20 protein-coding genes are annotated in these 20,495 nt (G+C 68.5%); 15 read left to right on the top strand and 5 right to left on the bottom strand.

What is annotated here, in order from left to right; all coding sequences use genetic code 11:
* Positions 1 to 18: 18 nt before the first annotated feature.
* The 10 genes from kce to R2601_RS20790 all read left to right on the top strand — a co-directional run bounded on the left by kce (position 19) and on the right by R2601_RS20790 (position 9,467).
* Positions 19 to 966, top strand: a complete 948-nt coding sequence (kce, locus tag R2601_RS20835; protein ID WP_040545673.1) for a 3,5-dioxohexanoate:acetyl-CoA acetone transferase — start codon at positions 19 to 21, stop codon at positions 964 to 966.
* The gene (locus R2601_RS20830) at positions 953 to 1,735 is read left to right on the top strand and encodes an enoyl-CoA hydratase/isomerase family protein (protein ID WP_040545672.1); all 783 of its coding nucleotides are present in this window, start codon (positions 953 to 955) and stop codon (positions 1,733 to 1,735) included. The genes kce and R2601_RS20830 overlap by 14 nt, the downstream gene beginning before the upstream one ends.
* 10 nt (positions 1,736 to 1,745) lie before the next feature.
* Positions 1,746 to 2,687 carry a hydroxymethylglutaryl-CoA lyase gene (locus tag R2601_RS20825; protein ID WP_040545671.1) on the top strand — a complete coding sequence of 314 codons (942 nt, stop codon included), beginning with the start codon at positions 1,746 to 1,748 and terminating at the stop codon, positions 2,685 to 2,687.
* Positions 2,688 to 2,735: 48 nt separating this feature from the next.
* Positions 2,736 to 3,923 (top strand): acyl-CoA dehydrogenase family protein, encoded by a 1,188-nt coding sequence (locus R2601_RS20820; protein WP_007802182.1) that lies wholly within the window; start codon positions 2,736 to 2,738, stop codon positions 3,921 to 3,923.
* A gap of 23 nt (positions 3,924 to 3,946) precedes the next feature.
* Positions 3,947 to 4,681, top strand: coding sequence for an SDR family NAD(P)-dependent oxidoreductase (locus tag R2601_RS20815; RefSeq protein ID WP_007802178.1), 735 nt, complete (start codon positions 3,947 to 3,949; stop codon positions 4,679 to 4,681).
* An 11-nt stretch (positions 4,682 to 4,692) separates the two neighbouring features.
* Entirely contained in the window at positions 4,693 to 5,901 is a 1,209-nt protein-coding gene (locus R2601_RS20810) for an acyl-CoA dehydrogenase family protein (protein WP_040545669.1), read from the top strand.
* On the top strand, positions 5,898 to 6,923 hold the full coding sequence (locus tag R2601_RS20805) for a phosphotransferase family protein (protein WP_040545667.1): 1,026 nt from the start codon (positions 5,898 to 5,900) through the stop codon (positions 6,921 to 6,923). The genes R2601_RS20810 and R2601_RS20805 overlap by 4 nt, the downstream gene beginning before the upstream one ends.
* A 100-nt stretch (positions 6,924 to 7,023) precedes the next feature.
* Positions 7,024 to 7,674: a TetR/AcrR family transcriptional regulator gene (locus R2601_RS20800; protein WP_040545666.1), complete on the top strand. Its 651-nt coding sequence runs from the start codon at positions 7,024 to 7,026 to the stop codon at positions 7,672 to 7,674.
* A 68-nt stretch (positions 7,675 to 7,742) separates the two neighbouring features.
* Positions 7,743 to 8,564 carry a thioesterase family protein gene (locus R2601_RS25655; RefSeq protein WP_050768473.1) on the top strand — a complete coding sequence of 274 codons (822 nt, stop codon included), beginning with the start codon at positions 7,743 to 7,745 and terminating at the stop codon, positions 8,562 to 8,564.
* A 93-nt stretch (positions 8,565 to 8,657) separates the two neighbouring features.
* Entirely contained in the window at positions 8,658 to 9,467 is an 810-nt protein-coding gene (locus R2601_RS20790; protein WP_040545665.1) for a shikimate dehydrogenase family protein, read from the top strand.
* A gap of 74 nt (positions 9,468 to 9,541) precedes the next feature.
* Here R2601_RS20790 and R2601_RS20785 read toward each other — a convergent pair whose 3' ends face one another.
* Complete coding sequence (locus tag R2601_RS20785; protein WP_007802156.1) at positions 9,542 to 10,309, bottom strand: SDR family NAD(P)-dependent oxidoreductase; 768 nt, start codon at positions 10,307 to 10,309, stop codon at positions 9,542 to 9,544.
* 97 nt (positions 10,310 to 10,406) lie between these two features.
* Positions 10,407 to 11,543: a C4-dicarboxylate TRAP transporter substrate-binding protein gene (locus tag R2601_RS20780; protein WP_040545664.1), complete on the bottom strand. Its 1,137-nt coding sequence runs from the start codon at positions 11,541 to 11,543 to the stop codon at positions 10,407 to 10,409.
* Between the two features lie 458 nt (positions 11,544 to 12,001).
* On the opposite strand from R2601_RS20780, the gene R2601_RS20775 reads away from it, so the two are divergent.
* From R2601_RS20775 to R2601_RS20755, 5 genes are all read left to right on the top strand, one after another.
* The gene (locus R2601_RS20775; RefSeq protein WP_040545663.1) at positions 12,002 to 13,420 is read left to right on the top strand and encodes an MmgE/PrpD family protein; all 1,419 of its coding nucleotides are present in this window, start codon (positions 12,002 to 12,004) and stop codon (positions 13,418 to 13,420) included.
* Between the two features lie 71 nt (positions 13,421 to 13,491).
* Positions 13,492 to 14,658, top strand: a complete 1,167-nt coding sequence (locus R2601_RS20770) for an NADH:flavin oxidoreductase/NADH oxidase (protein WP_050768472.1) — start codon at positions 13,492 to 13,494, stop codon at positions 14,656 to 14,658.
* 38 nt (positions 14,659 to 14,696) lie between these two features.
* Positions 14,697 to 15,494, top strand: a complete 798-nt coding sequence (locus tag R2601_RS20765; RefSeq protein WP_040545662.1) for an SDR family NAD(P)-dependent oxidoreductase — start codon at positions 14,697 to 14,699, stop codon at positions 15,492 to 15,494.
* 40 nt (positions 15,495 to 15,534) lie between these two features.
* Entirely contained in the window at positions 15,535 to 16,263 is a 729-nt protein-coding gene (locus R2601_RS20760; protein WP_007802132.1) for an SDR family NAD(P)-dependent oxidoreductase, read from the top strand.
* A 126-nt stretch (positions 16,264 to 16,389) separates the two neighbouring features.
* Entirely contained in the window at positions 16,390 to 17,337 is a 948-nt protein-coding gene (locus tag R2601_RS20755; protein WP_050768471.1) for an NADP-dependent oxidoreductase, read from the top strand.
* A 78-nt stretch (positions 17,338 to 17,415) separates the two neighbouring features.
* Here R2601_RS20755 and R2601_RS20750 read toward each other — a convergent pair whose 3' ends face one another.
* Genes R2601_RS20750 through R2601_RS20740 form a run of 3 tightly spaced genes read right to left on the bottom strand, consistent with a single transcriptional unit; the run spans position 17,416 to position 20,352 of the window.
* Complete coding sequence (locus tag R2601_RS20750) at positions 17,416 to 18,819, bottom strand: hypothetical protein (RefSeq protein WP_040545661.1); 1,404 nt, start codon at positions 18,817 to 18,819, stop codon at positions 17,416 to 17,418.
* Between the two features lie 22 nt (positions 18,820 to 18,841).
* Positions 18,842 to 19,597, bottom strand: a complete 756-nt coding sequence (locus tag R2601_RS20745) for an SDR family NAD(P)-dependent oxidoreductase (protein WP_040545660.1) — start codon at positions 19,595 to 19,597, stop codon at positions 18,842 to 18,844.
* The gene (locus R2601_RS20740; protein WP_040545659.1) at positions 19,594 to 20,352 is read right to left on the bottom strand and encodes an SDR family oxidoreductase; all 759 of its coding nucleotides are present in this window, start codon (positions 20,350 to 20,352) and stop codon (positions 19,594 to 19,596) included. Before R2601_RS20740 ends, R2601_RS20745 begins: the two co-directional genes overlap by 4 nt.
* Between the last annotated feature and the right edge of the window lie 143 nt (positions 20,353 to 20,495).

The raw sequence follows: 20,495 nt of genomic DNA, 5'->3' as shown, positions 1-20,495 counted from the left end.
AAGAGGGAGGAGACAGACATGAGCGAGACCAAGACCAAACAGCCCCGCAAGGTGATCATCACCTGCGCCATCACCGGCTCGATCCACACGCCGTCGATGTCGCCGCACCTGCCGGTGACTCCGCAGGAGATCAGCACCGCCGCGGTCGAAGCAGCCGAGGCCGGTGCCTCGATCATCCACCTGCATGCCCGCGACCCCGAGACGGGCGTGCCCGACCAGTCCGTGGAGGCCTATGCCAACATCCTGCCGGTCATCAAGCAGCAGACCGGTGCGGTGCTCAACATCACCACCGGCGGCTCGACCACGATGACCACCGAGGAGCGGCTTGCGCCGGCGCTGCACTACGCGCCCGAGGTCGCCTCGCTCAACATGGGGTCGATGAATTTCGGGCTTTACCCGATGCTGAACCGCTTCAAGGCGTTCAAGCACGACTGGGAGGAGCCCTATCTCGAGGGATCCAAGCACCGGATCTTCAAGAACACCTTCGAGGATATCGAGATGATCCTTAGCCGCTGCGCCGACAACGGCACCCGGTTCGAGGTCGAGTGCTACGACATCGGTCATCTCTACACCTGTGCGCATTTCGTCGATCGCGGACTGCTCAAGCCGCCATTCTTCATCCAGAGCGTCTTCGGCATCCTCGGCGGCATCGGCCAGCATCCCGAGGACATCCTGCACATGAAACGCACCGCCGACCGGCTGTTCGGCGACGACTACCAGTGGTCGGTGCTGGGCGCGGGCGCCAAGCAGATGCAGATCGCGGCGCAGTCGGTGATGCTCGGCGGCAACCTTCGGGTGGGGCTCGAGGATTCGCTCTGGCTCGGCCGCGGCACCCTCGCACAAAGCAATGCCGACCAGGTCGCCTTTGCCAAGAAGATGGTCGAGGACCTCGGGATGGCGGTCGCCACCCCGGACGAAGCCCGCGAGATGCTGGCGCTGAAAGGGGGCCATGATGTCAACTTCTGAGATCCTTCTGAGCGACCTGCAGGACGGCATCCTGACGCTGTCGCTGAACCGTCCCGAGCGGCGCAACGCGCTGAACGAGGAGCTGATCCTGTCGCTGACCGCTGCGCTCGAGGCGGCCTCGCAGGATCCGGCGGTGCGGGTCATCGTGCTGACCGGCACCGGCGACAAGGCATTCTGCTCGGGCGCCGATCTCAACCCCAAGGCGGGCACCTTCGGCTTCGACTATGCCAACCCGATGACGGCCTACGCCAACCTGCTGCGCGCGGCGCGCCGCACCACGGTGCCGGTGGTGGGCAGGATCAATGGCCACTGCCTTGCCGGGGGCATGGGGCTGCTGGCGCTCTGCGACATGTCGGTGGCGGCGCGGCCGGCGAAGTTCGGTCTTCCCGAGGTCAAGGTCGGGGTCTTCCCGATGCAGGTGGCGGCGCTGCTGCAGGCCACCGTGCCGCCGCGCCGTTTCGCCGAGATGTGCTACACCGGCGAGTTCATTTCCGCCTCCGAGGCGATGGAGTGGGGGCTGGTCAACTACGTCTGCGATCCCGAAGAGCTCGATGCCAAGGTGGCGTGGCTTGTGGGACGGGTGGCCGACAAGTCGCCCACCGCGATCCGGCGCGGCAAGCACGCGCTGAATTCCATGGCCGGTATGACCACCGATCAGGCCATCGCCTTCATGGAGGCGCAGGTGGGTCTGCTGCCGCTGACCGAGGATGCCAAGGAAGGCATGGCCGCCTTCGCAGAGAAGCGCCCGCCGGTCTGGACCGGGCGCTGAGGAGGGCGGCATGAGCGAGCTTCCGAGCAAGGTGCACATCGTCGAGGAGGGCGCCCGCGAGGGGTTCCAGTCGGAGCCCGCGGGCATCCCGACCTCGGAGAAGATCCGCCTGATCGAGGCGCTGGCCGAGACCGGCGTGCCCGAGATCGACTGCGCCTCCTTCGTGAACCCGAAGGTGGTGCCGCAGATGGCCGACGTGGCGCAGATCGCCGAGGGCATCCGCAAGCGCGAAGGCGTCACCTATGGCTGCATGTGGCTCAACGCCAAGGGCTTCCTGCAGGCCGCCGAGAGCGGTCTCAGCCTGCCCGCGCTGACCTCTGGCAGCGCGTCGGACACCTTCCTGGCGCGCAACAACAACGCGACCCCCGAGAAGCAGCTCGAGGGCCAGCGCAAGCTGCGCGCGCTCTATACCGAGCACGGTCTGGGGCGCGGGCCGGTCTATCTCTTCACCGCCTTCGGCTGCAATTACGAGGGCGACATCCCGGTCGCCAAGGCGCTGGAGCGCGCCGCCGATCTTGTCGGTGTCTGCGAGGAGGCCGGACAACCGCCGAGCTGCATCTATCTCTGCGACACCATCGGCGCCGCCGATCCGCTGCAGGTCCGGGCGCTGGTCGAGGCGGTGCGCACGCGCTGGCCCGACTACCCGGTGGCGCTGCACCTGCACGACACCCGCGGCCTCGGGATCGCCAACGCCATGGCCGGGCTCGAGCTCGGGGTGGCGCGGTTCGACGCTTCGGTCGGTGGGCTGGGCGGGTGCCCCTTCGCCGGCAACAGGTCCGCCGCCGGCAACATCGCCACCGAAGAGCTCGCGCTGCTCTGCGACCGCATGGGCATCGAGACCGGGATCGACATTCCGGCGCTGCTCGGGGTGGCTCAAATCGCCGAAGAGATCGTCAACCATCCGCTGCCCGGCAAGCTGTTCCGGGCCGGCGTGTTCAACAGGAACCCCTGAGGTCCGCGCGCCCGCGCCGCGACCCGGGACACTTGGGAGGAGTAAGCCATGAAGACCCGTGATCTGCCCATCGGCATCGAGGTGACCGACGAGCGGCGCCAGATCGTCGACAATGTCAAGCGCATCTGCGACCGCTTCGACGACGAGTTCTGGCTCGAGAAGGAGAACAAGCACGAGTTCCCGCACGAGTTCCACGCCGCGATGGCCGAGGCCGGCTGGCTGGGCATCACGATGCCCGAGGAATATGGCGGCGCCAATCTCGGCGTAACCGACGCGGCGCTGCTGATGCAGACCATCGGCAATTCCGCGGGCGCGATCTCGGCCTGTTCGACCATTCACATCAACCTCTTCGGCCCCCATGCCATGGTCAAGCATGGCACCAAGGAGCAGAAGGACAGGATGATCCCGCCGCTGGTCGACGGCACCTCCAAGGCCTGTTTCGGCGTCACCGAGCCCGATGCCGGGCTCGACACGACCCACATTTCGACCCGTGCGGTGAAGCAGGGGGCCAACTACATCGTGCACGGCCAGAAGGTCTGGACCTCCACGGCGCAGAATGCCGACAAGATCCTGCTGCTGACACGGACCACGCCGATCGAGGACTGCAACAAGCCCACCGACGGCATGACGCTGTTCTACACCGACGTGGATCGCGACAAGATCGCCATCACCCCGATCGACAAGATGGGCCGCAACGCGGTGAACTCGAACGCCATCTTCATTGACGGGCTGGTGATCCCGGAAGAGGATCGCATCGGCGAGGAGGGCAAGGGCTTCAAGCTGCTGCTCGACAGCCTCAACCCCGAGCGCATCCTCGTCGCCGCCGAGGCCATCGGCGTCGGTCGCCGGGCGCTTCAGAAGGCAGCGGAATACGCCAATGAGCGCGTCGTCTTCGGCCGCCCCATCGGCAAGAACCAGTCGATCCAGCACCCGCTGGCGCAAAGCTGGATGGCGCTCGAGGCGGCCGACCTGATGGTCTGGCAGGCGGCCCGGCTCTATGATGCCGGCGAGCCCTGCGGCGCCGAGGCCAACGCCGCCAAGTTTCTCGCCGCCGACGCCGCCTTCGAGGCCTGCGACCGGGCGGTGCGCACCCATGGCGGCTTCGGCTACGCCAAGGAATATCATGTCGAGCGCTATTTCCGCGAGATCGTGCTGCCGCGCATCGCGCCGGTGACGCGCGAGATGATCATGTCGTTCATCGCCGAGCGCGTGCTCGAGCTGCCGAAATCCTACTGAGGCAGGCAAGAGGGGAGGAGACCATGACGGACCTGACAGGCAAGCGCGCCATCGTGACCGGCGCCTCCGGGGGGCTGGGGCTGCATTTCGCGCAGATCCTGGCCACGCACGGCGCCGAAGTGACGCTGGCCGCGCGCCGGCGCGAGAAGCTCGAGGCGGCGGTGGCCGGGATCGGACGCGGCGCCAGCGCCGTCTCGCTCGACGTGACCGATCCGGAAAGCGTCGCGGCGGCGTTCTCGGGCCCGGCCTATGACATCGTGATCAACAACGCCGGCGTCACTGTGGATGGCCCGGCGCTCAAGACCTCGGAAGAGGATTGGGGCCGGGTGATCGACACCGACCTGACCGGCGTGTTCCGCATCGCGCAGGCGGCGGCGCGCGGCATGACCGCGGCGGGGACCGGCGGCAGCATCGTCAACATCGCCTCGATCCTCGGCCTGAGAGTGGCCGGCAACCTTGCCGCCTATGCCACCGCCAAGGCCGGCGTGGTGCAGATGACCAAGAGCCTCGCGCTGGAATGGGCGCGCCACGGCATCCGCGTCAACGCGCTCTGCCCGGGTTATATCGAGACCGATCTCAACCGCGACTTCTTTGCCTCCGACGCCGGCAAGTCGCTGATCAAGCGTGTGCCGCAGCGCCGGCTCGGACAGATGTCCGAGCTTGACGGCCCGCTGCTGCTGCTGGCCTCCGAGGCGGGCAGCTTCATGACCGGCTCCGAGATCGCCGTCGATGGCGGCCACCTCGTTTCCTCTCTCTAAGGATACCACCCATGGATTTCACCATTTCCCCGAAGATCGAGGATTACCGCGCCCGCATCGCCCGCTTCGTCGAGCAGGAGATCCTGCCGCTCGAGGAGGACCGGGCGAATTACGACCCGCACGAGAACATCCGCAAGGATGTGCTCCGGGATCTACGCGCCAAGGCCAAGGCCGAGGGCCTCTGGTGCCTTCAGCTGAAGCAGGAGACCGGCGGGCAGGAGCTCGGCATTCAGGGCATGGCGGTGTGCTACGAGGAGATGAACCGCTCGATCTTCGGACCGGTCGTGTTCAACGCCGCTGCGCCCGATGACGGCAACATGCAGGTGCTCGAGAAGGTCGGCACCGAGGCGCAGAAGGCCGCGTGGCTCCAGCCCATCGTGCGCGGTGACGTGCAGTCGGCCTTCGTGATGACCGAACCGGCGCCGGGCTCGGGCTCGGACCCGGGCGGCATGATGCTGACCTCCGCGACCCGTAAGGGCGACAGCTACGTGGTGCGCGGCCGCAAGTGGTTCATCACCGGGGCCGAGGAGAGCGAGCATTTCATCCTGATCGCGCGGACCTCGGACGATCCGCGCAAGGGGCTCTCGGCTTTCCTGCACAAGCGCGACACGCCCGGTTTCCGCATCGAGCGCCGCATCCCGATCATGGGGCCGGAAGAGCATGGCGGCCATTGCGAGGTGGTCTACGAGGACATGGAGATCCCCGCCGAGAACCTGCTGATGAACGAGGGCGACGGGCTCAAGCTCACGCAGATCCGCCTCGGGCCGGCGCGTCTTACCCATTGCATGCGCTGGCTCGGCCTCTCCAAGCGCTGCGTCGAGATCGCAAGCGAGTACGCTCACAACCGTTTCGCCTTCGGCGAACGGCTGTCCAAGCGCGAGAGCGTGCAGATGATGCTGGGCGACCTGGCGATGCAGATCGAGATCGGCCGGATGCTGGTGATGAAGGCCGCCTGGGCGCTGGACCAGGGCAGCTTTGCCCGCAAGGAGGTGTCGATGGCCAAGGTCCACGTGGCCAACGTGCTGCACAAGGCCGCCGACACCGCGATCCAGATCAACGGCGCGCGCGGCTATTCCAAGGACACGCCGCTCGAATGGATCTATCGCTACGCCCGGCAGGCGCGGCTGGTCGACGGCGCCGACGAGGTGCACAAGATGGTGCTGCACCGCAATGTCGAGAAGGAAGGCCGCGACTTCTGGAAATGGGACGTGGGCGCATGAGCGGCGAGGTGGATTTCGCCCCCGAGGCGCTGCAGGGCTTCCTCGACGACCGGTTCGGTGCGGCGGAGGTGTTCACGCTCGACAGGATCTCGGGCGGGCAGTCGAACCCGACCTACTTCGTCACCCACGGCAGCCGCGACATGGTGCTGCGCAAGCAGCCCAACGGGCCGATCCTGCGCGGCGCCCACGCGGTCGACCGCGAGTACCGCGTGCTCGCCGCGCTGCACCCCACCGGCGTGCCGGTGCCCGAGCCGGTGCTTTATCACGATGACCCCGGGCTGCTGGGCACGCCGTTCTACCTGATGGCTCGGGTCGAGGGCCGGGTGTTTGCCGATGGCGCCCTGAGCGAGGCCGATCCCGCCGAGCGCCACGCGCTGTGGATGGGGCTCGCCGATGCCATGGCCGAGATGCACAAGGTCCGTCCCGAGGCGGTCGGCCTTGGGGATTTCGGCAAGCCGGGCAATTATTTCGAGCGACAGATCGGACGCTGGGGCCGGCAGTGGGAGGCCAGCGAGACCGAGGGCATCCCCGAGCTCGACCGCCTGCTCGACTGGCTCAAGGCCAACCTGCCGGAGGATGACGGCGCGGTCAGCCTCGCGCATGGGGATTACCGCATGGGCAACGTGCTGTTTCATCCCACCGAGCCGCGGGTTGTTGCGATCCTCGACTGGGAGCTGTCGACTCTGGGGCACCCGCTCGCCGATCTCGGCTATTGCTGCATGGCTTGGCACACCGCGCCGGACGAATATGGCGGGCTTCTCGGGCTCGATCTTGACGCCGAGGGCCTGCCGCAGGAGGACGCCTTCGTGGCACGTTACATGCAGCAGATGCCCGACAGCGCGCCGCTGCTGCCGTTTCACGAGGCCTTCGCGCTGTTCCGCTTCGCGGTGATCTGGGTCGGCATCGCCGACCGGGTCCGTCAGGGCACAGCCGCAGGCCACGCCGGCACCGATCCGGCGCAGCTCGCAAAGCGCTTCGCCATCCGCGGGCTCGAGGTGATCGACGGCGGTCATGGCGGCTGATCCATTGTCTCGAGACGTCGCGGGCGGATCCGGCGGGGCACCGCTTCGCAGAATGGCAGAGGCGCCACGAGGAGGGGCGCGCTCAGGGAGGGCAAGCAGCATGGAAGAACTCGAACGGCGCGTGGCACGCATCCGAACGTCGATCTCGAAGGGTCGCAACGATCTGGTCAGCGGCAACCGCACCCGGATCATCGAGACCGCGACGCGGTTGTTTCGCGCCGAAGGCTACCAGCGCACCGCGATCGGCGACATCGCCGCCGCGCTCGGCGTCAGCCAGGGCAACATCTACCAGTATGTCGAGAAGAAGGACGATATCCTCATTTTGATCCTCTACAGCGCCGTCGAGGATTACAAGAGCGACCTCTTCGTCATCGAGGACGAGGATCTCGACCCGGTGGAGATGCTGATCCGGGCGATCCGCACCTACTATGCCATTCTCGACCGCCATCACGAGAAGACCACGGTGATCTATCACCAGATCTTCCATCTGGAACGCGATGACCGGGCGCTCTTCGGTCAGGTCGAGGCGGCGGTGACGGCACTGTTCGAGCGCCGCGTCGCGGCGGTGATCGCGGCCGGGGCCTGCGCGCCGACCGATGCCTTCCTGCTGGCCTCGAACATCGTCTCGCTGGGTCATACCTGGGCGCTCAAGCGCCGCAGGCTCAAGGCGCATACCGATATCGACGGCTATAGCCAGACCCAGATCGACTACGTGTTCCGCATTCTGGGGCGCGCGCCCGAGACCGGCTGACCCGCGGTGCCCGGCAAGCCGGTGATCACCGCAGGCAGGGCGCGGGCGGCGCCAGAGGAGGACAACGCATGACGGAACCGCTTGCCGGAACGCCCACGCTCCATGGCCGCGCCGAGGCATGGGAATGCGATTTCAACGGCCACTGGAACACGCGCTTCTACTGCCGCGCCTTCCAGACCGCAGCAGAGGTCGCGGCGGCGCTCGACCAGCGCGCGGAGGACGTGGTCGTCCACCGCCGGCTGATCCGCTTTCACAGCGAACTGCACAGCGCCGACCCGATCGAGATCCGCTCCTTCGCCCTGTGCGACGCCGGCGAGGCGCCTGCGACGGCGCACTACATGCTCTGCCACGGCAAGCCTGCCGCCACCGCGCTCGACGAGGAGGCCGCGCCGAACCGCGCGCTGGCCCCGCTGGGCCGCGCCGAGGCCGGGCTCGCGCTGCCGCGCGGGCTCACCGGTGCGCCGGCAGCAGCATGGACGCCCGACCCGGCCCGCGACGTCGTTGTCGAGCTCGGCCCGGTCGGTGCCGATGAGCGCCGCGACGACGGCACGCTGCGCTTCGAGCCGGGTATCGCGCGGCTGGCGGTGGCGTCGCATCACCATGCGGTGGCGCTCGGCTATACTCATGATTTCACGAAGCAAAGCGGCATCGGCCGGATGCTGGTCGAGATGCGTTACACCCGGCTCGGAAGCCTCGCCCGGGGCGGCTTCCTGCGTGGCGCCTCGCGGCTCACCGCCGCGTCGGGAAAATCTTATCGCAGCGCGCATCTCCTTTATGACCATGCCGGTGCGCCGGTGGCGCTCTACGAGCTCTGCACGCTGGCGGTCGACATGACCGCGCGCCGCGCCACGGCGCTGCCGGCGTTCCTGCGCGACGCGGTTGTTGCCTGAGAGGCCGCGCGCCGAGGCCAGCGCCGGGCGGCGAGATCGAAACCGCAGGCCCGCCATGTCCGGCCGGGCCCGGACCACGCAAGGAGGACCACAATGACCATCAACCTAAACGGCCGCACGCGGCTCTACCCGCTGCTCGGCGATCCGATCATCTATGCGCGGTCTCCGGACTGGCTGAGCCACCGCATGGCCGAGCGCGGCATGAACATGATCTCGTTGCCGATGCAGGTGCCCGAGGGCCAGCTCGAGACGGTACTGGCCGGGCTCGCCGCCACTGGCAATGTCGACGGGCTGAGCCTGACCATGCCGCACAAGGTGACCGGTTTCCAGTATTGCGCCACGGTGACCGAGACCTCACGGATGCTTGGTGTCGTCGCGGCGATCCGGCGCAACAAGGACGGTTCCTGGCACGGTCACACCACCGACGGCGATGCTTTCGTGAAGGCGCAGATCGACAATGGCGCCACCATCGAGGGCGCGAAGGTGCTGGTGCTGGGGGCGGGCGGCGCTGGCAGCGCCATCGTGATTTCAATGCTCGAGCACGGCGCCGCCGAGGTCGCGGTGCACGATGTCGATGCCGCGCGCTCGGAGAAGATCGTGAGCCTCCTGAAGGAGAAGTGGGGCGACAAGGTGCGCGTGGGCGAGGCCGATCCGACCGGGTTCGACGTGGTCAGCAACGCCACGCCGATGGGCATGGAAGACGGCGATCCGCTGCCGCTCGACACCACGCGTCTGAGCGCCGAGATGTTCGTCGGCGACGTGGTGGCCGGCCATGGCGAGACGGCGTGGATCAAGGCCGCGAAGGAGGCCGGCTGCAAGACCGCTGACGGCGACGCGATGGTGGTCGCCGTGCTCGACGTGATGTGCGACTTCCTTCAGGACGCCTGGGTCGCCCAGGGCTGAGGTGGTCCACCCTCAAGACGCAAGACGGCGACACCGGGGGGTGTCGCCGTTGGTCTGTTTGACGGGGTGCAGGCTCAGAACGAGGCGGCACCGGCGGTGATGCCGCCATCGACCGGCATCATGATGCCGGTGACGTAGCTGGCATCGTCGCTGAGCAGGAACGAGATCACCGCGGCAATCTCTTCCGGCTGACCTTCGCGGCCGATCGGATGCGCCTTGCGGATCTTCTCGAGGTTTTCCGGATCGGCGCGCATCCCGGCGGTCATCGCGGTGGCGATCATGCCGGGCGCGATGCCGTTGCATCTGATGCCGTGCGGCGCCATCTCGATGGCCACGCCACGGGTCAGGCCCACGACGCCGTGCTTGGAGGTCACGTAGGACAGCCGGTTCGGCACCGCCTCGACACCGGCCTGCGACGAGATGTTGACGATGGAGCCGGGGCGGTTGTGTTCGCGCGCGTAGCGGCAGAAGGCCTGGCTTGTGTTGAACGAGCCCTCGATATTGACGTTCATGTTGAGGTCCCAGACGCCGTGATCGGTGTCGAGGATGTTGCCCACGCCGCGCACCCCGGCGCAGTTCACGACGCCGTCGAGCCCGCCGAACTTGGCGATGCCTTCGGCGGTCATGGCGTCGACCTTGTCCTCGTCCGAGACATCGACACCCACCGCGACGGCTCGGCTCGCGTCGAGGCCGAGCCCGTCCAGCGTCTTTTGTGCGGCGGCCTGATCGAGATCGACGGCGACGACATTGGCGCCATCCTCGATCAGCCGCGCGACGGTCGCGGCGCCGATGCCGCTGCCGGCGCCGGTGACGATGTAGGTGCGTCCTTCAAGCTTGCTCACTTTGGTCTCCTGCTTGGTCTGGGAAACCCCGGAGCGCGGGCGCTCCGGGGCCGCTCTGCGAGCGGTGGGGCTGCGCGGCCCTGCCGCGCCCCCCGGGTCAGTCGACCCCGTAGCTCTCGGGGTCGAGCGAGTCGTAGATATTGGCGATCAGCAGCTCGGTGAGGGCGTCCTCGTCGAACTTGTCCTCCATGCCGCCGATCAGCTCCTGCCACTTGGTGACATAGGGCTCGAACCGCGAAAACAGCGCCTCGGGATCCTCGATGCCATAGGTGTCGCGGGCCACGCCGGCCATGTCGCCGACGCCGTTCTCGACCCATTCGGCCACCGCGGCCTGAATGCTCTCGCCCGGCTGCACCAGCGTGTGCCCATGCTCGGCCACGGCCTCGTCCATCGAGGCCTGCTGCTGGTCTTCGTAGGTGTTCTGAAGACGGGCCTGCGCGCGCGCCGAGAATTCGAACATCTGGCGACGTTGCTCGGGCGTGGCGCTCTCCCAGAAGTCCTGGTTGAACAGGAAGAGCGGCGAGTTGTAGCTGCCGGTCCATTCCATCAGGGTGCTGTGCTTCGACACCTCGGCAAGGCTGTTGTCCACCGTCAGGTAGGACGGGAAGATGCCGGCGCAGTCGATCTGGCCGGTTTGAAGCGCCTGGTAGATCTCGGGCGCGGGGATGTTCACCGCGACGCCGCCGAGGTCCTGAACCAGCTTGCCGATCAGCCCCAGAGAGCGCACCTTGAGGCCCTTCATCTGTTCGAGCTCTGTGATCGGCTCGTTGGTGTTGCAGATGATCGGGTAAGTCGGGGTCGAAAACCCGCCAACCGGCACCACGCCATGCTCGAGGAACTCCTCGTTCTGGGCGGCGTCATGCATGACGAAATCGGTCCAGGCCGCGCCGATGGTGACGGGATCGGGCTCTATGAAGCCGAACCCCGCCAGCGCGTTGGCGATCGGCACCTCGGAGGGCGTGTAGCCCGAGGTGTGGAAGCCAAGCTGTACAACGCCGTCGCCAATGCCCGAGAGATGCGATTTCGGCGGCATCAGCGCACCGGACGAAAACACCTCGAACGAGATGTCGCCATCGGTCGCTTCGGTGATCTGGTCGTTGAACCAGCGCATCACGATCACCGTGGACTCGTTGTCCGGCAGCCAGGACGAGGCGCGGTACATTTCCGCCGATGCTCCGGCCGGAAGCCCGAGCCCGACCACGCCGGCACAGAGCAGTCCCTTGAGTTTGTTCATTGGTCTTCCTCCCTAGAAAACCGCCTCTCCGAATGGCGAGGCGCACGAGGTCCGGGGCGGCGATGCGGGAGTCTCCTGGTCTCCTGCGGTGTCCTGCCGTGCCGGATGCGATCTCGCCGCGGGCCCTCCTCCGACCCCAGGCGTTGCTGTCTCCGGCGCTGCGGGGGACGCGCCCCTGTCTCTCGCCGCCCATATCGTAGGGCCGGGAGCGCCGTTCGCGGAAGCCTGTCGCACGGCGCGCCGGGGCTTCATTGCCGCAGACTCTGGCGGCCATAGCCTTCTCCTGTTCATCCCTCCCGCGCCATCCGGGCGCCGCATCGCTTTCCTATGGCGCCTCTAGGAAGCCGGCGCGTTGCGTGACCCGGGCGGTCGGCTAGGCTCGCCGGGTCGGGACAGCCGCGCCGCGCGCTGCCGCTGCCCGACGGGCCTGCGCAGGAGGCGGGCCGGGAGGAGGACAGATGACCAAGCCGCAGGGCCTGACGCCGGATCTGGTGCAGGATTTTGCCGCCTTTGCCGTGGGGGCGGAGTACGACCGCGTGCCGGACGAGGCCCGCGACAAGGCACGCAAGAGCCTGCTCGACACGCTGGGCGTCTGCCTGGCGGCCTCGGGGCTGGAGCCGGCGGCGCGCGGCATGAACGCCATCGTGCGCGAACATGGCGGCGCGCCCGACTGCACGCTTCTGGGCTTTGGCGGGCGGGCTCCGGCGATGATGGCCGCGATGAACAACGGCGCGCTGGCGCATTGCCTCGATTACGACGATCAGACCCCGTGGGGCCAGCACTGCTCGAGCTCGATCGTGCCGGCGGCTCTGGCGGTGGCCGAGCGTCAGGGCGGCGTCTCGGGGCGCACGCTGATCACCGCCATCGCAGTGGGGCAGGATCTGTTCGCCCGGATGCGCCGCAACGTGGCGTGGAAAAAGGACTGGAACCTCTCCACCGTGCTGGCGATCTACGGCGCCACCGCCGCCTGCGGCCGCGTCATGGGGTTCGACCAGCGCCGGATGATCGCCGCCTTCAGCGCCGCCAGCCAGTCGTCCGCCGGGGTGATGGAACTGGTCTCCGGCACCGGCAGCGACCTGCGCGCGGTCTATGCCGGGTTCTCCGCCAAGGGGGCGGTGCTGGCAGCGCTTCTGGCCGAGCAGGGGGCCAGCGGGCTCGACTCGCTGTTCGAGGGGCCGAACGGCGTTCTTCCGACCTATTTCGCCAGTCATGACAGCGCCGGGATGCGTGCGGGGCTGGGCGCTGAATTCCAGGGCGGGGCGACGCTCTACAAGCGCTGGCCCGCCGTCGGCACCTCGCACAGCCACATGAAGGCGGCGATCGACATGGTCACCGCGGAGGGCATTGCGCCGGATGAGATTGCAGAGATCCGCCTCGCGGTCGGAGATTTCCACATGCTGGGCTGCACCCCGCTCGAGAAGCGCCGCGCGCCCGAGACGCTGGTCGACGCCAAGTTCGCCATGCCTTTCCTCGTTGCCGTGGCGATCGTGCGCCGGGGCATGAGCGTGGCGGATTTCTCGCCCGAGCGCCTGCGCGACCCCGAGGTGCTGGCCACGGCCGCCAAGGTGGTGCCGGTGCCCGATCCCTCTCTCGACTGGACGATGGAGATGCCGCCCGGGCGGGTCGAGATCGTGTTGGCCGACGGGCGCCGCTTCACCGCCACCGGCACCCAGGTGCCGGGCAATGCCGACGCGCCGATGAGCTGGGACGACGTCGATGCCAAGTTCCGCGAGTGCTGCGCTGCCGCCCTGCACCCGCCCGCTCCCGACACCGTCGCCCGGGTTTGCGCAATGGCGCAGGGGCTCGACGGGCTCGACGATGCCACCGAGATCCTGCGCGTGCTGACGCAGACCACCGCCAACCGGGGAGCCGCCTGAGCGCTCCTTCCGTCTTCGCCGGGCGGTGAGGCCACCGCCCGCCCCGTGACCCAATTCGAGGAATCCGATTCATGTCGCTGCTGTCCCAACCGCTCGCCCTGCGTGGCGTCACGTTGCCCAACCGGATCATGGTCTCGCCGATGTGCACCTATTCGACCTCCGGTGACGGTATCGCGACGGACTGGCACTTTGCCCATTACGGCCGGCTGGCGATGGGCGGTGCCGGGCTGGTGATGCTCGAGGCGACCTCGATCGACCCGGTGGGCCGCCACAGCTATGCCGATCTTGGGATCTGGACCGACGCGCAGGTTGCGCCGCTGGCGCGCATCGCACGCTTCATCCGGGCGCAGGGCTCGGTGGCGGCGATCCAGCTCCAGCATGCCGGGCGCAAGTCGAGCGCGCGGCGGCCCTGGCATGGCGGCTCGCCGCTGACCGAGGAGGATCTTGAGCTGCGCGGCGAGGCGCCGTGGCAGGCCATCGGTCCGAGCCCGATCCCGGTGGGCGAGGGCAAGCCGGTGCCGGCCGAGATCGCCTCCGAGGATCTGCCACGGGTGAAGCAGATGTGGGTCGATGCGGCGCGGCGATCGGTCGAGGCGGGCTTCGACGTGATCGAGGTTCACTCCGCCCACGGCTACCTCTTGAACCAGTTCCTCTCGCCCATCGCCAACCGGCGCAACGATGACTACGGCGGCGAGCTCGAAAACCGGATGCGCTTCCCGCTCGAGGTGATCGCGGCGGTGCGCGACGTGGTGCCCGAGGACAAGCTGCTCTTCGTGCGCATCAGCGCCGTCGACGGGGTCGAGGAAGGCTGGACGCTGGAGGAGTCGGTGATCTACGGCCAGCGCCTGCGCGAGATCGGCGTCGATGTGATCGACTGCTCCTCCGGGGGCATCGGCGGCGCCGCGACGATGAACCGGCTGGCGCGCTACCCCGGCTTCCAGCTGCCGCTGAGCCAGGCGGTGCGCGAGGGCTCGGAGCTGCCGACGGTGGGCGTCGGACTGATCTTCAAGCCTCGGCAGGCCGAGGAGGCGCTGAGCGCGGGCCAGGCGGATATCGTCGCCATCGGGCGCGAGTGCCTCAACAATCCCAACTGGCCGGACATGGCGCTGACCGAGCTCGATCCCACGCGCAGCTACGGCCACTGGCAGCCCAATGTCGGCTGGTGGCTCGAGAAGCGTGAGGCGATCATCCGCGAGTACGAGGAAGAGCGCGCCGCCGCCGAGCGGGCACAGGCATGAGTAGCGCGCGGCGGAGGCAAGACGAAAGGGAGACAGGCATGAGCGGCAGGCTCGAGGGCAAGGTGGCACTGATCACCGGCGCGGCGAACGGGCAGGGGGCCGCCGAGGCCAGGCTCTTCGCAGCCGAGGGCGCGGCGGTGGTGGTGACCGATATCGACGACGCCAACGGCGCCGAGGTGGTGGCTGGGATCGAGCAGGCGGGAGGCCGTGCCGCCTACCTGCATCACGATGTCGGCTCCGAGCCGGACTGGACCGCCGCCATCGCGCTGGCGCAGGAGCGCTTCGGCGGGCTCAACGTGCTGGTCAACAATGCCGGTATCGTGCCGCGAAGCACCATCGACGAGACCGCGCTCGGTGCGTGGCAGCGGGCGCTCGACATCAACCTCACCGGGCCGATGCTCGGCATGAAGCTCGCTGCACCGGTGATCCGCGACAGCGGCGGCGGCTCGATCGTCAACGTCTCGTCGGCGGCCGGGCTGACGGCCCATTACGACGCCGCCTACACCGCGAGCAAATGGGGGCTGCGCGGGTTGTCGAAGACGGCCTCGGTGGAATACGCGCCGTGGGGCATCCGGGTGAACTCCATCCATCCCGGCCAGATCGAGGGGACCGCGCTGTTTGCCAACGCCTCGCCAGCGCTGGCGCAGTCCCTGCGTGCCAGCATCCCGATGGAGCGTGCGGGCACGCCCTCGGAATGCGCCGAGCTGGTGCTGTTCCTCGCCTGCGACAGCGCGAGCTTCATCACCGGGGCGGAGATCGCCATCGACGGCGGCTACAGCGCCGGGTCGACCACCTTCATGCGCCAGCAGATGAAAAAGCAGATGAGCACCGGCTGACCGGGCGGACCGGGCCGGTGACACAGGGAGGAGAGAACGGATGACAGAGAACACGCGGCGCCTCGCGGGGCGCAGGATCGTGGTGACGGGAGCGGCCTCGGGCATCGGCAAGGCGGTGGCCGAGTTGTTCCGGCAGGAGGGCGCGGCGCTGGCGCTGCTCGACCTCGACGGGGCCGGCGCAGAGGCAACGCTGGGCGAGGGGGAGGGGCTCGGCATCGGGCTCGACATCACCGATGCCGAGGCGGTGGAGCAGTCCATCGACCGCGCCGCCGAGGCCCTTGGCGGCATCGACGGCGTGGTCAACGCCGCCGGCATCATGCTGACCGGAAAGCTGCTCGAGATGCCTGCCGAGGCGTGGCGCAAGCAGATCGATGTCAATCTCAACGGCACCTACCTGGTGATCCGTGCCTGCCTGCCCTTCCTGCAGCGCGAGACCGGGGCCACGGTGGTCAACATCGCCTCGGCGCAGGGGCTTCTGCCGAACGCGCCGGGCCTGTCGAGCTATGCCGCCTCCAAGGGGGCGGTTGTGGCGCTGTCGCGCTCGCTCGCCGCCGAGCTCGCCCCGGGGATCCGGGTCAACAGCGTCTGTCCCGGGCTCGTCGATACGCCGATGGGGGCGCCCTATCTCGGCAATACCGGGAATTACGCGCTCGGGCGCCCCGCCGATCCGGCCGAGGTCGCGCGCTCGATCCTGTGGCTCACCGGGCCCGAGGCCAGCTACGTGACCGGCGCGGCGCTGGCGGTGGATGGCGGGCGCTCGTTCCACTGAGCGGGGTCCGGCAGCGCCCATAGGCTCTGCCTTGCGCTGCGCACCGGTCCGGGCGGCACCGTTGATGGCGGCGCATGGGGCGCATAGACCTTTTTGAAACAAGCCGTTGCGGCAAAGGAGATCCGAATGAAAAGCGTAGCCTTCCACGAATACGGCGACTCGTCGGTCCTGCAGGTGATCGAGCGTGACATCCCCAGCCCCGCCGCCGGTGAGGTGGTGGTCGAGGTGGTCGCCGCCCCGGTGAACCCCACCGACCTGATGATGCGCGACGGCAAACAGGCGGCGATGATGACCGAGCTCACGCCGCCCTATATCGCCGGGATGGAGTTCTCGGGCCATGTCCACGCGGTGGGCGAGGGGGTGACGCTGAAACCGGGCCAGCCGGTGATCGGAGTGGTGAACCCGCGCCGGCAGGCGGGCGGGGCGCACACCCAATATGTCTGCGTACCGGCCGGGCAGGTCGCCTCTGTTCCCGAGGGAACAGACCTGGTCGCCGCCGCCACGGTGCCGATGAACGCGCTCACCGCGATGCTGTCGCTGGAGCTGACCGGGCTGAAGGCCGGCGAGCTGCTGCTCGTCACCGGCGGGGCCGGGATGCTGGGCGGGTCGGTGCTGCAACTGGCAAAGCAGGCCGGCATCCGCGCCGCCACCAACGCCTCCGAGACCGACGCGGAGCTGGTGCGCTCGCTCGGTGCCGAGACCGTTCTGCCGCGCAGCGAGGGGCTCTCGGAGGCCTTCAAGGCGGCCTACGGGGGGGAGGCGGACGGGCTGATCGACGGCGCGCTGATCGGCGATCACGTCTCGCATCTGGTCAAGCCCGGCGGCGTGGCGGTTGCGCTGCGCAAGTCGAACCCGGTCACCGACTCGCGGCTGAAATGCACTTATGTCTCGGTGCTCGACGCGATGGCCCGGCCCGAGATGGTTGCGGCGGTGGGAGAGCATATCGCCAAGGGCTCGCTGGCGGGCCGTGTCGCGCCCGACGGGGTGGTGCCCTTCAGCGAGGCGCAGGCGGCGTTCACCACGGCCGAGAAGAACACAGCGCGCGGCCGGGTGGTGCTGCGCTTCGCCGACTGACGCCGGCGCTTCTCGTGTCCGGTCACGGCCCTCCGCAAGCGATTGCGGAGGGCCTTTTCACGTCAGTAACTCGCCGACCTAGCCCAGCACGTAGGCGAAAAGCAGCACCCAGAGCGAGAGCAGCACCATCACCGCGCAGAAGAAGCCGCGGTTCCAGACCCAGCCGACCTGGTAGGGCGTGATGCCGCCGAAGCGCGCGATCAGCAGCGTCGTGGCGGTGAAGGGCGACGTGATACCGGTGAGGATCCAGCCGCAGATCAGCGCCACCGCGAGCGCCGTGGGCGAGATGCCGAGCGCCTCGGGGGTCGGCAGCAGCGGGCCGATCAGCGACAGCGTCAGGATCGGGTTGGCCCCGATCTGCCCCATGATCGGCAGGATCCAGAGAAGCGACAGCAGGATCACCGGGGTCGGCAGCGCCGCGAGGTCGATCTCGGCGGCGGCCATCCACGGCCCCAGCAGCGCCGAGGCGGTGATGCCGATATAGCCCGCCGACATCAGCAGCAGGATCTCGTGCTTGTAGCCATTGAGCTCGACCAAAGCGTAGTCGCGCAGCCGCCCTGCGAAGGCGCCGGGTGCCTCGCTCTGCAGCCACAGCCACACCAGAGAGATCGCCGGGATCACCACCAGGACGATGCCGATCACCCGGATGTGCAGGGCCAGCTCGACCACGAGGATGCAGGTCAGCATGATCGCCAGCAGCAGCGCCAACGGCAGCAGCGCCGTCCAGCGCCCGGGATCGAGCTGCACCGCGCGGCGGCCGCCCGAGACCTTGGGCTTGAAGATCGTGTCCATCGCCCAGCCGGTGCCGAAATAGATCACCCCCGTCACCAGCCCCGGCAGCAGCAGCTGGCCCCAGCTTGTGCCCGGGATCACCGAGACCGCGATTGCCACCGAGAAGGACAGGGGCGACCACGGCAGGGAGGATATGAAACCGCGTTGGATCGCCAGCATCATGCGACGGATGCGGATGCGGCGGATCTCCTCGTCGGGCTCGGTGCGGGCGCTGGTCAGCGACAGCGCGCCGAGCAGCTGGATGGCGCCGTAATTCAGCACCAGCGCGAAGATATGCGCCCCGACGGTCAGCGCCATGTAGCGCCGCCCGGGCGGCTGGCGGGCAAGGAAGGTGCCGGCCTTCTCCATCGCTGGCGAGGATTGCGAGACGTTGCGCAGCAGCGACAGCGCGCAAAAGAACGCCGCGTAGAATCCGGATGTCAGCAGCGCCCGGCGCACCACCGGCAGCCAGTCGGCCCCCTGCAGGATCAACGCCAACGTGACCGCGCCCGCCACCGACAGGAAGAGCCAGCCGACGAGCCCCGCCTCGAGCGCGAGAAAGGGCACGATCAGGAAGCTGATCACCGCCACCGGCCCTTGCAGCGCCGCCGTGCCCCCCCATTCCAGCAGTGCCTGCAACGCGATCAGCAGCACGACGAGCGCGCTGAAGGCGACCTGCAGGTGGGGGTGGGGCCGGATCATGACGGGCATGGCAGGCCCTGACCGGGACGGCTCACTTGCGCCGCCCCGCAGTGTAGCCGCCATCGACCGGCACCACCGTGCCGGTGACGTAGCGGGCGCGCTCGGAGGCGAGGAAGGCGATGACCTCGGCCACCTCCTCCGGGGCTCCGGCGCGGCCCAGCGGGTAGGCGCGCCTGAGGCGGTCGATCATGTCGGGATCGGAGAAATAGAGCTCGGTCATCGGGGTGCGGATCACGCCCGGCGCCACTGCGTTGACGCGAATGCCCACCGGTCCGAGATCAAGCGCCAGCTGTTTGGTCAGCCCCACGACCCCGTGCTTGGCCGAGACATAGGCGGCGCGGTTTTCGGAGGCGACGAGACCGGAGGTCGAGGCGACGTTGACGATGGCGCCAGTCTTGCCTGCGGTCTTGAGCCGCCGCGCCACGCCCTGCGCGACGTGGAAGGTGCCGCTGAGATTGACCGTCAGCACCCGCGCCCAGTCGGCCTCTGTGATCTCCAGCGGGTCGGCGAACTCGCGCATTCCGGCGGAATTCACCAGCACATCGGGGCCCCAGGCCTCGGCCTCCAGCACTGAGAGCAGGGCGTCGACCGCCGCGGCGTCGGTCACGTCGAGCGCCTCGCCGCGGCCGCCGAGTTGTGCCGCCACCGCCCGTGCCGCATCGCCGTCGAGATCGGCAAGGATCACGCGCGCACCCTTCGACGCGAGCAGCGCGGCCGACGCGGCCCCGATGCCGCTGGCACCGCCGGTAACGAGGGCGGTGCGCCCTGAAAACGCGCCGCCGCTCACAGCAGTGCCCGCGTCATGCCGCCGTCGAACTGGATGGTCTCTCCGGTGATGAAGCCGGCATGGTCCGAGGCGAGAAAGGCCACCGTCGCGCCCAGCTCCTCGCCCTTGCCGGGGCGCTTGAGTGGGATCGCCGCGACGCGGGCGTCGAGGTTGTGGTAATTGGCGAAGGTCGGAGTGATCACGGTGGCCGGCGCGACCGCGTTCACCGTCACCCCGTGCGGGCCGACCTCGTCCACAAGGTGCTTGAGCGCCGCGTGCACTCCGGCGCGGAAGATCGACGACACCGCATGGCGCGGCATCGGTTGCTTCACGCTGGCCGAGGTGATCGCCACGATGCGCCCCCAGCCCTTGTCGAGCAGCAGCGGCGTCAGGTGGCGCAGCACGAAGAGCGCGCTCTCGAGCTGGTTGTGATAGGCCATTTCCCAGCGCGCATCCTCGGTCTCGGCGAGGAAGTCGCGCATCGGGCTCGGCGGGCGCGGGGTGTTGAGCACGAGGATGTCGATGCCGCCCGACGCCTCGACCTCTTCGCGGAGGCGGCGCACGTCCTCCTGCGAGGTCACGTCGCCGGCAAAGCCCTCGGCCCGGATGCCGTGCGCCCCGGCGAGCCGTGCGGTGACCTCGGCCAGCGTGTCGGGATTGCGGGCCGACAACGCCAGGTCGACGCCTTCCGCCGCCAGCGCCTCGGCACTGGCGAGCCCGAGACCCGAAGTTCCTCCGATGATCAGTGCGCGTTTTCCCGCGATTCCGAGATCCATTCCGTTTGCCCTCCCTCAGCGGCCCCGGGCGCTGGCTCGGCAGCTGCCCGACGGGTGCGGTTCCGTCCTTGGGAGCCCCCGCACCGGCGCCGCGCAGCGGGTCGGAGACTCGTTGCGAAACAGGCCGTTGGCGTCAGGAATGC

It is taken from the genome of Salipiger bermudensis HTCC2601 (assembly GCF_000153725.1).
Classification (GTDB): domain Bacteria; phylum Pseudomonadota; class Alphaproteobacteria; order Rhodobacterales; family Rhodobacteraceae; genus Salipiger; species Salipiger bermudensis.
Note: the sequence above shows the minus strand (reverse complement) of the source record. Positions and strands in the feature narration are given on the sequence as shown.